Below are 12,858 nucleotides of genomic sequence, written 5' to 3'. Positions count from 1 at the left end.
CGTCTCAGACCGTTGGCTGGTAGCGGCCCCACACGCCCTCAAGCGCATCGGCAATCTCGCCGACGCTGGCGCGGGCGCGGACGGCATCGATGATGAGCGGCATGAGCTCGGCGCGCGGGCCGCTGTGGTTGCCCTGATACTGCGGGGCGACCTCCACGATGCGCTGCAGCGCCGTGTTCACGGCGTTGGCGTCACGCTGCGCTTTAACGGCCGTGAGGCGGGCCACCTGATCACGCTCGAGGGCGCTGAAGTCTGGCGCCGGGATGATCGGCGGGTCCTGCCCGTCGCCGAACTTGTTGACGCCCACGACCACCGTCTCGCCGGCTTCCACCCGCAGCTGATACTCGTAGGCGCTACGCCCGATCTCTTCCTGAAAGAAGCCCGCCTTGATCGCCTCGGCGGCGCCGCCGAGTTCGTCGACGCGCGCCAGCAGTTCGCGGGCGCGCGATTCGATTTCGTTCGTGAGCTGCTCCACATACCAGCTGCCCGCGAGCGGATCGACTGTCTGCGCGACCCCACTTTCGTAGCCCACCACCTGCTGCGTGCGGAGCGCCAGCGTGGCCGCCTCCGCCGTGGGCAGGGCGAGCGCCTCATCGTAGCCGTTCGTGTGCAGCGACTGCGTGCCGCCGAGCGTAGCCGCGAGTGCCTGGATGGTGACGCGCACGATGTTGTTGAGCGGCTGCTGCGCCTGCAGCGTCACGCCGCCCGTTTGCGTGTGGAAGCGCAGGCGGCAGCTCGCATCGTTGGCGCCGAACTGTTCGCGCATGAGGCGCGCCCACAGACGGCGGGCGGCGCGGAACTTGGCGACCTCTTCGAACAGATCGTTGTGCGCCGCAAAGAAGAACGACAGGCGCGGGGCGAAGGTATCCACCGGCAACCCCGCCTCCACCGCTTGCTTCACGTACGCCAGCGCGTCGGCGAAGGTGAAGGCCACTTCCTGTACCGCGGTGGAGCCAGCCTCGCGAATGTGATAGCCCGAAATGGAGATGGGATTCCACTGCGGTACTTCGGCGGCGCAGAATCGGAACATCTCGGCCGTGAGCGCGAGACTCGGCGCCGGCGGATAGATGTACGTGCCGCGCGCGATGTATTCCTTGAGGATGTCGTTCTGCACCGTGCCCGACAGCTTGGCGCGGGCGATGCCCCGTTCCTCGGCCACCACGATATACATGGCGAGCAGCGTGGACGCCGTAGCGTTGATCGTCATGCTCGTGGAGACCTGATCGAGCGGAATGCCGTCGAGCAGGACGTGCATGTCCTCGACCGTATCGATCGCCACGCCGACGCGCCCGACTTCACCGAGCGCGCGTGGCGAGCTCGAGTCGATCCCCATCTGCGTGGGCAGATCGAAGGCGACCGACAATCCCGTCTGGCCCGCATCGAGCAGCAGCTTGAAGCGCTCGTTGGTGGCCTTCGCGGTGCCGAAGCCCGCGTACTGGCGCATGGTCCAGAGGCGCCCACGGTACATCGTGGGCTGCACCCCGCGCGTGAACGGAAACTGCCCCGGATCGCCGAGGTCGTTCGCGTAATCGGTCGCGACGTCCGCTGGGCGAACGACGGCGGGGATGGGGATGCCGGAGGGGGAGAGTCGGTCGGTCATCCCCCTAATTTAGAGAACTGCGCGAGGCGACGCCTTAGGCGGCGTCGTCCTTCCGCGGCACATGCCGCCGCTCCGGCACCGGGAGCGGGAACTCGTTCACCGTTTCCACCTCGGCCTTGCTGCCGATGTAGAGCGGCGTGCGCTGATGCAGCTCCGTCGCTTCGACATCAAGAATGCGCCGGTGCCCATCGACCGCGAGCCCTCCAGCCTGTTCGGCGATGAACGCCAGCGGGTTGGCCTCGTAGAGCAGGCGCAGCTTGCCGCGCGGCGACTTGGCGTTCGCGGGATAACAGAACACACCGCCGCCGAGCAGGTTGCGATGGAAGTCCGCGACGAGCGAGCCGACGTATCGCACGTTGAGCGGCTTCTGCTTGCCGTCGAGCCCACGATAGCGGCGCATCAGCGCGCGCGTGGGTTCCGGCCAATCCTGCTCGTACGCGTCGTTCACGGAGAGATACCGCGCGCGATCCGGGATACGGATGTTCGGATGCGACAGCAGGAACTCGCCGATCGACGGGTCGAGCGTGAAGCCGTGGGCGCCCTGTCCGGTCGTGTACACCATCATGGTGCTCGAGCCGTACAGGATGTAGCCCGCGGCCACCTGGCGGCGGCCGGGCTGGAGCATGTCTTCCATCTCGCCGCGCGTCCCGCGCGTGATCTTCTTGTAGACCGAGAAGATGGTGCCGACGGGCACATTCACGTCGATGTTCGACGAGCCATCGAGCGGATCGAAGAGCAGCACGTACTTGCCGTGCCGGAAGCCTTCGGGAATGTGAATGATGTCGGGCTCTTCTTCCGACGCCATGGCGCAGAGCCGTCCGCCGTGATCGAACGCCTTGACGATGATCTCGTTGGCGATGACGTCGAGCTTCTGCTGCACTTCGCCCTGCACATTCGTGTCACTCGTCGCCCCGAGGATGTCGGCGAGCCCGGCGCTGCGCACCTTGTTCGCGATCATCTTGCCAGCGAGCGCCATGTCGTAGAGGATGCCGGACAACTCACCGGTAGCCTCCGGGAACATGCGCTCCTGCTCGATGATGAAGCGCTCGATCGTGACGACGGACGTCGAAGTGTGCTTGACCACGGGAGGGACTCCGAAGAGGGAGGGCGGGCGAACGCCGGAAAGCTGACGACTTCGGGCGAGCGGGGGAAGAGCAGCGCGGATGATGCAGCCGCACGCCCGGCGCGGCACGCCCCGCGATGCGAGCCTCTACGCGACGTGAAACGCATGTAACAGCACGTCGGTCCATTCGGCTGCGCATTCAACGAGGTACGACGCCCTGAAGTGCCCGGACGCAACGCCGCGCGTCACTCAGCGCGCCCCGCGCGGCGGCACGATCCAGCGCGTGTCACCCGCCTCGACCTCGAGCGTGCGTCCGTCACTCCGCACCACGATGCTGCCGTCCTGATCGGTGCGAAACACCGGCACCGCGCGTGCCGCCAACTCGGCGAGTGTTTCCGGAGCCGGATGTCCGTATCGGTTGCCCGACCCCATCGACGAGATCCCGACGCGCGGCCGGACCACATCGAGAAAGGGCGCGCTGCTGCTGGTGCGACTCCCGTGATGCCCCAGCTTGAGTACGTCTGCCTCGAGCAGTGCCGGCGCGTGATGGGCCAGCAGCCAGGCCTCTTCGCTTCGCTCGGCGTCGCCGGTAAGCAGGAACGCGTGTGCGCCATAGGCGACGCGCAGCACCACCGATGTTTCGTTCGCGTTCTCCTGGGCCGCGGTCCAGGCGGAATCGGGGGCCAGCACGGTCACGGAGACACCATCGAGCGCGTAGCGATCCCCCGGGCGGACGCGCTTCCAGTGCACACCAACGGCAGCCACGGCCTCGAGCGCGGCACGGTAGCCCGGGCTCGTGGTGACGAACGCGGGCTCCCACCACCACGCGGGGCGCGTCGCCCGTACGACCGCGGCCGCGCCGCCCGCGTGGTCCTCATGCGCGTGCGACAGCACGACCAGCGCAACGCGTCCGCCGAGCCGTCGCAGATAGGGGAGGACAACGCGTGCGCCGGCGTCACCCGCGCGACCACTGGGGCCGGCGTCCATGAGCATCCAGCGGCCGCGGGGTGTTCGCAGCGCCACGGCGTCCCCCTGCCCCACGTCGATCAGGTGCAGCTCCAGGCGACCGGACCCGCCGTGTACCACGGGAATCCACAGGCCGAGCACCAGCGAGGCCGCCGCGGCGAGCATCCACGGCGTGCGCCGTGCGGCCGCTGAGCCACGCACCACACACGCCGACGCGACACCGGCGGCGACCGCGGTCACGAGTGAGGGGGCCACTGGCAGGACCGCCCCGGGAACCCCGGCGCTCCGGTCCGCGACGAGGTCGAGCAGGGCCATCAGCGGCTGCGACGCGTCGGCGACGACCGCGGAGGCCCGCGGAAACGGGGCGAGCACCAGCGCGAGGAACAACGCCGGCTGCAGCAGTGCGATACAGGGCCCGGCGAGCAGGTTCGAGAACGGTGCGACGAGACTCAGGCGGCCAAAGGTCCACGCGATCAGCGGCGCGGTCACGGCCGTCGCGACCAGCCCCGTCGAGATCTCGGTCACCAGCCATCCGGTCGCGCCGCGGCGGGTCGCGAGCCAGCGCGCCACGGCCTGCGGCATCGCGAGTACCGCGTGCGCCTCGCGATGGGCCCACTGCCGCGCACTCCGGCGAAAGGCGCGTGCCGCCACCAACGCGGCCATGCCGCCCGCACTCAGTTGCCATCCGAGATCGGTCACGACGAGGGGATCGACCGTCGGCACTACGGCGCCGAGCGCCAGTGGCGCCCACGCGTGCACCGGCCGCTGCGCCCGACGGCTGAGGGCCATGACGACCAGCATGACCGCGCTGCGCACCGCCGGTGGCGGGCAGCCGAGCACGAGGACGTAGAGCACCACCCCCACCATCGCCAGCGGTTCGGCCAGCGCGAGCGGCGCACGCAGGCCGCCGAGGAGCGTCAGCAGCGCCGAGGCGATGATCGCGACATGCATCCCCGAGACGGAGAGCAGGTGAACCAGCCCCGCGTCGGCGTAACGGTCACGCAGCGCGCGCGGGATGCCATCCTGATCGGCAATCAGCAGCGCGCGCACGAGCGGCGCCCGGGAGCGGAACCGGGCATCTATGGTGCGTGCGGCCCACGCCCGTGTCGCCCGCATCGGATCGAGTGGCCCGACGGCCACCACCGTGGCCTGCTGCAGGGCGAGGCCGCGCGAGGTGACCCGAGCCGCCGCGCGAACCTGCACCCGATAGCCGTCGGGGGGTGGTGCCCCCTGCCAGCGCACCGTGGCCGCGACGCGGCAGCGCAGGGCGCCCGACCGCCCGGTGAGCACGCCGCGCGATGGCATGGGCGCGATCGGTGGCGCATCGATCACCAGCCAGAGCGGCTGCTGGGCCGCCGCCTGGTCATGCAAGGCCGCGCGACAGCGCATCGCCTGCTGCGCGGCGGCGTGCGCGACCACGCCGCCAGCGGCGAGAAGCAGCGCCCACGTGGCCGCCCGCGGCGCACGCCGCGCAAGCGCCACCGCGCCCGCGAGCAGCAGGCCCGCGACCAGCGGGCCGCGATAGGCGAGTTGCCCCATCGCCAAACCGGTCAGCCACGCAGCCACGGCATGCACGAGCATCGGCATCTTGCACGATGCGAAAAGACGACACCCCGTGCGTCATCGAATCGACGCACGGGGTGTCAAAACAACGCGAGCCGCCAATCGCTACACGGCGGCCATCGGCAGGGCGGCTCGCTTCTTCTCACCGACGGGCGTCCCCGTGAAGGTCGCCCCGGTGGTGCCGGTGAGCTGCACCGTGAGATAGTCACCGATGCGCGCCGCATCCGCCGGCACCATGACCGTCTTGAAGTCGCGCGAACGCGCCTGCAGCAGGGCGCCATCGCGCGCGACCTTCTCCACGAGGACTTCCATGGTGTCACCGAGGCGCGCGAGGTTGTTCTCGCGGGAAATGCCACGCACCGTGCGCACCAGTTCGTCGAAGCGCTCGGCCACGACCGCATCGGGGATGGTCCACTCGGGCGGCATCTTCGTAGCCGGCGTGCCTTCGCGCGCCGAGAACTTGAACATGAACGCGTCGTCGAAGCGCACCTCGCGACAGAGCGAGAGCGTGTCGGCAAACTCTTCGTCGGTCTCGCCCGGGAAGCCCACGATGATGTCGGTCGTGAGTGCGAGGCCCGGGATCGCCGCCCGGAGGCGCGCCACGCAGTCGAGGTAGTCCTCGCGCGTGTAGCGACGCAGCATGCGCTTGAGCATGCTGGTCGAGCCGCTCTGCATGGGCAGATGCACGTGTTCGCACACCGTGTCCACCTCGGCCATCGCCGCGATCACGCGATCGCTGAAATCGTTCGGGTGCGGGCTCGTGTAGCGTACGCGTCGAATGCCATCCACGGCGCCCACGGCACGCAGCAGGTCGGCGAAGTCGTGCGTGCCATCGGTGTAGGAGTTCACCGTCTGGCCCAGCAGAACCACTTCGGTGAGCCCCTGCTCCACCACCTGCTGCACTTCGCGCACCACATCCGCCAGCTTGCGGCTCCGCTCGGGGCCGCGCGTGTACGGCACGATGCAGTACGTGCAGCGATAGTCGCAGCCACGCTGCACCGGGATCCACGCCTTCACGCCCTCGAAGCGGCGCGCCACCACATCCTCGTAATGCTCTTCGAGGTCGAAGTCGGTGGCGGTGAACTTCTCGCCCTTACGCGCCCCGTCGAGGAGCGACGGCAGCGCCTGGTAGCCATCCGGCCCCACAACGAGCGACACGTGCTTGGCCTGATCGAGCACCCGGGGGCCCAGACGCTGCGCCATGCAGCCGGTGACGCCCACGATGGTGTCCGGCTTCATGAAGCGGCGCAGCTCCCCGAGGCGTCCGATCACGCGCGTTTCCGCGTTCTCGCGAATCGCGCAGGTATTCACGAGAATGACATCGGCGCCATCGGGTACGTCGATGGGTTCGTAGCCGTGCGCGGCGAGCTTGCCGTACATCAGCTCCGAGTCCGCCACGTTCATCTGGCAGCCGTACGTCTCGATGTAGACCGTCGGCTTGCGTTCCGCCGACACGTCGGGCGCAAGGGATTCGGGGCGCGGAGTGGTCACGCGTCAGCCTCCCGGACGAACCTGCAACCCGACGCCGAACAGCCACGCCGATTCGCGGGCCGTGGTGCCGGTGAGCGAACGCGTCGCCCGCTGCAGCGAGAAGTCGATCGTTCCGAATTCCCGCGCGAGCGGGATGCCGAGACCGGTGGACCACCGCGATTCCTTGACCTGCTCCGCGTTGATGCTGAACGGCAGCTGATTGCGCGCGAACCCGGCCCGCACAAAGAGCGGAAGCCCACGCCACTTCGGCCCGGCCGTCTCCACGCCGACACGCAGATTGGTGGCATCGTGCGTGGTGGTCAGCGAGGAGCCGATGCCGCGCATCTTGGACCAGGCCACCTGCTCCATCGCCACGACGAACTGCGTGCCGGGAATGCCGTCGTAACGCAGCGAGGCGCCGAGGGCCGACGGGACATTCGCCGACGCGCGCACCGTGTCGCGCACGCGGGCATCGAGGCCGCCGCTCGTGCGGTACGACATGGTGGCCGCGAGCCCCTTCACCAGGCGCACGTCCGCGCCCGCGGTCAAGGCGGTGCCGAAGTAGGTCACCTGGGAGGTGTCGGTCACACTGCCGAAGCTCAGCGTGTCGCTGAACTTCTGCTTGCGCGACACGAGATTGTCGCCGGTGAAGAGATGGCCGGCGAGCCCCAGCTTGAGCCGGGGATTCACCTGCCAGCCCGCACCGGCCGTCAGCTTGCCGATGGCGCCACGCACGTTGAGGCGATCGGTCGTGGTGAGCGTGTCCTTGTCGAAGAGGACGCGGCCCGTGGTGTTGATCGTGTACGAGCGGTCGAGCACGCTCGACGCGCTGAGCCCAACCGCCACGCCGTGACCGGCGGGGAAGATCACACTGAGCAGCGGGATACGCTGCGCACTGGTGGTTTCCTTGACGCTCCCGATCCGCAGCGTGCGCCGTTCGGGCTCGGCCTGCGCACTGAGCACCGTGCGGGTGATTCCGCCAAGCGCCGACGGATTGGCCGGCGTGAGCGCATCCACTTCACCAAACGCCCCGGCGGTCCCGCTGACGCGGGTGCTCATGCCACCGACCGGGTAGCCGAAGCCGAGCGTGCTGAGCGAGCCCTGCGCGTGCAGCGCGACCGGCGGTGCGACGAGCAGCGCCGTTGCGGCCGTCAGGGTGCGCAGGTGGCGTCGCGCGGTACCGAGGGTACCCGTGACCTGCAGAGGACGAGTCATCACGGCAGCGCGAACTCCGTTCGGGGGAGATACGTGATCCGGAGCCGCGGGCGCAGCCCAACGGGCGCCTCGCTGCTGAAGAAACGGAGTTCTGCCGGCTGGGCCCCTTCCCCGCTGATGCGAAACGCGAGGGACCGCGCCACGCCGGAGGGCAGCGCCGGCCACGAGCGGGCGAGCGTGAGCACGTTGATGCTCTTTACGCCGGAGTCGCGCGGCACGAGCCGCGTGGAGTCGACCGACGCAAAGACGCCGTCGGCCGAGAGATCGAGCAAACGCCGCAGATCCGTCACCAACGCGGTTCCCGTGGGAATGATCGGGAGGAGCGCGACGCTGTCGGCGAAGTTGCCGAAATAGCTCGGGCGCTGCGTGAGCAGCAGCTGCGCGCGCACGATCGTGCTGGAGTCGGAGATGCGCGCCGGGATCTGGAAGCGCAGATAGCTGCGCCACGCCGGGAAGCCGCCGACGGTGAGCGTATTGGTCGGCGGTGGCGGCGAGCCGACGTCCAGCAGGTTGTAGACCGTGTAGGCCAGGATCTGTTCGGTCGTCCCTTGAGGAATCGAGGTGTTCGCCGGGACGATGATCGGCGCGTACGTCGTATCGGTACTCGGATCGTACTGCACCGACGGCGCCGCGGCGCCGCTCGAGAAGGCGAGCAGTCGCAACTGGCCCTTGCCGGCGGTGATCTGCAGCCCCACGCGCAGGCGATAGCCGCCAACGATGAGCGAATCCATCACGCGCCGGTCGATCGGAATGCGCAGCGAGTCCTTCACGCTCTTCGGCACGACTCGGAGCGAGCCGATGAGCCGCCGTGGTGTGAAGAGCCGCTTCACCACCGTGCTCACCGAATCGTTCGCCGTGGTGTCGACGTTGAACAGGCTGATGGTGACCGAGTCGGTGCCCTTGGCGCCGAGCGAATCCACCGTGAGCCGGAGGTAGACCGAGTCGGTGTTGGAGATCGGCTCCGTCGCCCCGGTCTTGTTCTTGGCGTACTCCTGGGTCAGCCCGTCCACGCGAATCACCATCCGCGTGACGAGGGTATCCGGGCGGTTCGCGAGCAACAGTTCAGGGGCGAGCCCCATCACCGGATACCCGGACAAGGCCGTATCGAGCGACACCGCCTCGAACGTGGTGTCCTTGAAGCTTTCTGCGCGCGTCGGACACAGGGTGGGACACGCGGCCCCACCCTCGAGTTCTTCGGTACAGGCGGCAGCAAAGACGGCCGTGCCCACCGCACTGAGGATCAGCAGGGGGGTACGCAGTCGCGACCACTGACGGCGCCACGGCGACATACGAACGCGCTCAGGCATTCTCGAGCGAAGCAGGCGTGAACGGTGCCGGCAGCAACTCTGCCAGCGACCAGCGGGTCCAGCGCCCGTCGGGCGTGACCGCAAAGACTTCGAGCGCTGGGGCGAATTCCACCAGCGCCTGACGACAAATTCCACACGGCGGCGTCGGCTCCGAGACCGCCGTGGTGATGACCACCCGAACGAACGACCGCGCCCCGGCCGCAATGGCTGTCCCGAGCGCGACGCGCTCGGCACAGGTCCCGGCCGGATAGGACGCGTTTTCGACGTTACACCCGGCGAAGACGCGCCCATCGTCGGTTTCGAGCGCCGCCCCGACCGGGAACTGCGAATACGGGCACCAGGCGTTGGCCCGGGCCGCGTCCGCCACTTCTCGTAGCCGCGCGAGGTGCGCCGGCGCGATATCGGCGCTCACGCGTGCAACAGCTCGGGCAGGAACGACGTACCGCGACCGCGCCACGCGCTCCCGAACCAGTGCGCCACCGTGGCGCCCAGATCGGAGAACGTGTCACGCACCCCCAGCGGGCCCCCGCGCACCGGCGCCCCCACGGCCAGAATCGGCACGCGCTCGCGCGCGTGGTCGGTCGAAGCCGTGGTGGGGTCGTTGCCGTGGTCGGCGGTGATGAACAGCAGGTCGTCCTCCCGAAGGGCAGCCAACAGCGAGGGGAGCACCTGATCGAACGCCTCGAGCGCTCCCCGAAAACCCGGGACATCGTTCCGATGCCCGAACAACTGATCGAAATCTACCAGATTGGCGAAGCAGAACCCACGCGTGTCGCCATTTAGCCACTCCAGCAGGGCGGCCACCCCCTCGGCGTTGTCCGCCGTGTGGCGCGAGGTGATCCCCCGCCCGGCGAACAGGTCGTCCACCTTCCCCACCCCGACCCGCGGGATGCCGGCCTCGGCCAGCACGTCCAGGAGCGTCGTGCCGGGGGGCTGGATGGAGTAATCGCGGCGGTTGGCGGTACGCCGCCAGGCCCCTGGGGTTCCCACGAACGGCCGAGCGATGACCCGGGAGACGTCATGCGGCGCCACGAGCATCCGGCGGGCGGTCTCACAGGCCGCGTACAGCTCCTCGAGGGGGATCCACTCCTCGTGGGCGGCGACCTGGAAGACCGAATCGGCCGAGGTGTACACGATCCACGCCCCGGTCTGCTGCTGGGCCTCGGCAAAGTCCGTGATCACCGCGGTCCCACTGGCGACGCAGTTGGCGATCACGGGGCGGCCGGTGGCCTTCGCGAAGGCCTCGATCACCTCGGCGGGAAAGCCCTGCGGGTAGGTCGGAAAGGGCCGCTCGAGGTGGAGCCCGGCGATCTCCCAGTGGCCCGTGGTGGAGTCCTTCCCCGAGGACCGGGGAAGCATCACCCCATAGCCCCCCACCGGATGCGCCACCGGCGCGACCCCGGCGATCTCGGACAGATTGCCCAGCCCGAGGCGCTGCAGGTTCGGGAGCGACAGCCCACCGGAGACGCGGGCCACGTTGCCGATCGTGTCGCTCCCCGTGTCGCCGTAGGCGTCGGTATCAGGCGCGGCGCCGCAGCCGACCCCATCGAGCACGATGATGAGGGCGCGGCGGTGGTCGGTGGCGTTGGCGGGAGGGGTCATGGCAGGACGTCGTGGTGCACGGCGGGGACCCGAAGGGTGAGTCCCACGAGCAGTTCGTACGGTGACACCCCACCAAGGGTTGCCACCATGTCGGTGGTCAGTTCGTCGGCGCCGTCGCGGCCGATGAGGGTCGCCACGTCGCCGAGCGCCGCCGTGGTGCCGGTCACGTCCACCATGGTCATGTCCATGGTCACACGGCCGACCACCGGGCACCGCTGCCCGTGCACGAGGACCTGCCCGGCATTGGCGAGGTGCCGGCGGTACCCGTCAGCGTACCCGACCGCGAGCGTGGCAATGCGGCGCGTCGCCGGAGCCGTCCACGTGGCCCCGTAGGACACCGTCTCGCCGGCATGCACCTCGCGCAGATCCACGATGCGGGCCCGCAGATGGACCACCTGCCGCAGCGCCAGCTCGGTGGCGAACAGGCCGGCGTAGAGCGCGATGCCGGGGCGGGCCAGATGGCCGGGCGATCCACCGGCGCGCGAGACGATGCCCGCGCTGTTGTCGCGATGTTCGAGGACGCCGCTTGGGAGCACGTCCCGCAACACCCCAACCGCGGCCTCAAACCGGGCGTCCTGTGCGTCCCGGGACTCCGGGTGCTCGTCGGCCGAGTGGAAGTGCGTGAACACGCCTTCGGGCGGGACGGCCGCGATGGCCTCGCGCAGGGGGGCCACGGCGTCCCAGCGCACGCCGGCGCGCGCCATCCCGGTGTCGATCGCCAGATGCCAGGGCGCGCCCCCCAGGGTGCCCCAGACGGTGATGTCGGACGCCCGGTGCAGCGTGGGGCGCACATCCAGGCGACGCGCCCGCGGGAGCTCGTTCGGGAGCAGCGGTGTCGTGCAAACGATCCGCCCGGTGCACCCAGCCTGTCGGAGCGCGTCGGCCTCGTCGAGCGAGGCAATGCCGACCCCCCACGGCGCCTCGCCCACGGCGGCCACGGGCCCCCGATCGAACGGGACGCCCAGGGCCCGGCACACGGCCTCGGCCCCGACCCCGTAGCTGTTCGCCTTGACCATGCAGAGCAACGGCACGCCCGCGCGCGCGCGGAGTTGCGCGGCGTTGTGGCGGACGGCGCCCAGATCGACGTCGAGCCAGGCCCGGTCGTGGGTCGAGGCAGGGTGAGGCATAGCCTTTGAAGCTAGCCACCGCGAACTTCCCCGTCGACTCTGACCTGGCCCGGTTCGCATGTCTGCTGACTCTGCTCCCGAGGGCGCCACGCCCTCCGCGCCCGCCCCCCGCACCATGGACGACGCCCTCGCGCTCATGCGCGACCTGCGCGCGCGGTGCGAGTGGGACCGTGTCCAGACCCACGAGTCGCTGCGCCCGTACCTGATCGAGGAGTCGCACGAGGTGGACGACGCGATTGCCGGCGGCGACGACGCCGTGCTGCGCGACGAGTTGGGCGACCTGTTCCTGCAGGTGCTCTTTCACTCGGTGGTGGCCGAAGAGCGCGGGGCCTTTGCCATGCCGGACGTGGCGGGCGCCCTCATCGCGAAGATGCACGCGCGCCACCCGCACCTGTACGGCGACGGCGTCAAGCGCTCGTGGGAGAGCATGAAGGCCGCGAAGGCGAAGCGCTCGACGCTCGAGGAAGGGCTCCCGGCGAGTCTGCCGTCGCTGCATCGCGCGCATCGCCTGCAGGACCGCGCCGCCGGTGTTGGCTTTGATTGGGACAACGCCCTCGGTCCCCTCGCCAAGGTGCGCGAGGAAGTCGAGGAGGTGGCGTCGCTGATCGATCCCGAGACGGGGGCGGTGCGCGATCAGGACGCGCTCGAAGCGGAGTTGGGTGATCTGCTCTTCGCCGTGGTGAACCTGTGCCGCAAGACCGCGGTGCACGGCGCGCTCGCGCTCGATCGCACGAACGCAAAGTTCGTGCGGCGCTACGCCGCGATGGAGCGGCTGGCGGAAGCGGATGGGAAGACGCTGACGACGCTGAGCCTGGAGGAGCAGGATGGGTACTGGGACGCGGTGAAGGAGGCCGAGCGAACCCAAGACCACCCGGAACCCATGACCTAAAGCCCGAAACCCTGAACTGATCAGTTCAGGGTTTCGGGTTTTTGGTCGTGGGTTCT

At 69.4% G+C, this 12,858-nt stretch carries 10 protein-coding genes; 1 reads left to right on the top strand and 9 read right to left on the bottom strand.

From position 1 onward, the window contains the following. Positions 1-4: 4 nt before the first annotated feature. The 9 genes from K2R93_05170 to alr all read right to left on the bottom strand — a co-directional run bounded on the left by K2R93_05170 (position 5) and on the right by alr (position 11,913). Entirely contained in the window at positions 5-1,600 is a 1,596-nt protein-coding gene (locus K2R93_05170) for a methylmalonyl-CoA mutase (GenBank protein MBY0489210.1), read from the bottom strand. Positions 1,601-1,634: 34 nt separating this feature from the next. After that, positions 1,635-2,684, bottom strand: a complete 1,050-nt coding sequence (fbp, locus tag K2R93_05165) for a class 1 fructose-bisphosphatase (GenBank protein ID MBY0489209.1) — start codon at positions 2,682-2,684, stop codon at positions 1,635-1,637. 228 nt (positions 2,685-2,912) lie between these two features. After that, positions 2,913-5,216 (bottom strand): DNA internalization-related competence protein ComEC/Rec2, encoded by a 2,304-nt coding sequence (locus K2R93_05160; GenBank protein ID MBY0489208.1) that lies wholly within the window; start codon positions 5,214-5,216, stop codon positions 2,913-2,915. Between the two features lie 81 nt (positions 5,217-5,297). After that, positions 5,298-6,683, bottom strand: coding sequence for a tRNA (N6-isopentenyl adenosine(37)-C2)-methylthiotransferase MiaB (gene miaB / locus K2R93_05155; GenBank protein ID MBY0489207.1), 1,386 nt, complete (start codon positions 6,681-6,683; stop codon positions 5,298-5,300). A 3-nt stretch (positions 6,684-6,686) separates the two neighbouring features. Continuing rightward, entirely contained in the window at positions 6,687-7,877 is a 1,191-nt protein-coding gene (locus tag K2R93_05150) for a hypothetical protein (GenBank protein MBY0489206.1), read from the bottom strand. After that, entirely contained in the window at positions 7,877-9,166 is a 1,290-nt protein-coding gene (locus tag K2R93_05145) for a hypothetical protein (protein ID MBY0489205.1), read from the bottom strand. Before K2R93_05145 ends, K2R93_05150 begins: the two co-directional genes overlap by 1 nt. A 10-nt stretch (positions 9,167-9,176) precedes the next feature. Further along, positions 9,177-9,596: a cytidine deaminase gene (gene cdd, locus K2R93_05140; GenBank protein ID MBY0489204.1), complete on the bottom strand. Its 420-nt coding sequence runs from the start codon at positions 9,594-9,596 to the stop codon at positions 9,177-9,179. Continuing rightward, complete coding sequence (locus K2R93_05135) at positions 9,593-10,786, bottom strand: phosphopentomutase (GenBank protein ID MBY0489203.1); 1,194 nt, start codon at positions 10,784-10,786, stop codon at positions 9,593-9,595. The genes cdd and K2R93_05135 overlap by 4 nt, the downstream gene beginning before the upstream one ends. After that, positions 10,783-11,913, bottom strand: coding sequence for an alanine racemase (gene alr, locus K2R93_05130; protein MBY0489202.1), 1,131 nt, complete (start codon positions 11,911-11,913; stop codon positions 10,783-10,785). Before alr ends, K2R93_05135 begins: the two co-directional genes overlap by 4 nt. 58 nt (positions 11,914-11,971) lie before the next feature. Between alr and mazG the strand changes: the two genes are divergently transcribed. Beyond that, positions 11,972-12,802, top strand: a complete 831-nt coding sequence (mazG, locus tag K2R93_05125) for a nucleoside triphosphate pyrophosphohydrolase (protein ID MBY0489201.1) — start codon at positions 11,972-11,974, stop codon at positions 12,800-12,802. Positions 12,803-12,858: the final 56 nt, after the last annotated feature.

It is taken from the genome of Gemmatimonadaceae bacterium (assembly GCA_019752115.1).
Classification (GTDB): Bacteria; Gemmatimonadota; Gemmatimonadetes; order Gemmatimonadales; family Gemmatimonadaceae; genus Gemmatimonas.
Note: the sequence above shows the minus strand (reverse complement) of the source record. Positions and strands in the feature narration are given on the sequence as shown.

Coding starts and splice junctions, on each gene's coding strand:
- K2R93_05170 (MBY0489210.1), bottom strand. CDS start 1,600: ATGACCGACCGACTCTCCCCCTCCGGCATCCCCATCCCCGCCGTCGTT.
- K2R93_05160 (MBY0489208.1), bottom strand. CDS start 5,216: ATGCCGATGCTCGTGCATGCCGTGGCTGCGTGGCTGACCGGTTTGGCG.
- K2R93_05150 (MBY0489206.1), bottom strand. CDS start 7,877: ATGACTCGTCCTCTGCAGGTCACGGGTACCCTCGGTACCGCGCGACGC.
- K2R93_05145 (MBY0489205.1), bottom strand. CDS start 9,166: ATGTCGCCGTGGCGCCGTCAGTGGTCGCGACTGCGTACCCCCCTGCTG.
- K2R93_05135 (MBY0489203.1), bottom strand. CDS start 10,786: ATGACCCCTCCCGCCAACGCCACCGACCACCGCCGCGCCCTCATCATC.
- alr (MBY0489202.1), bottom strand. CDS start 11,913: ATGCCTCACCCTGCCTCGACCCACGACCGGGCCTGGCTCGACGTCGAT.
- mazG (MBY0489201.1), top strand. CDS start 11,972: ATGTCTGCTGACTCTGCTCCCGAGGGCGCCACGCCCTCCGCGCCCGCC.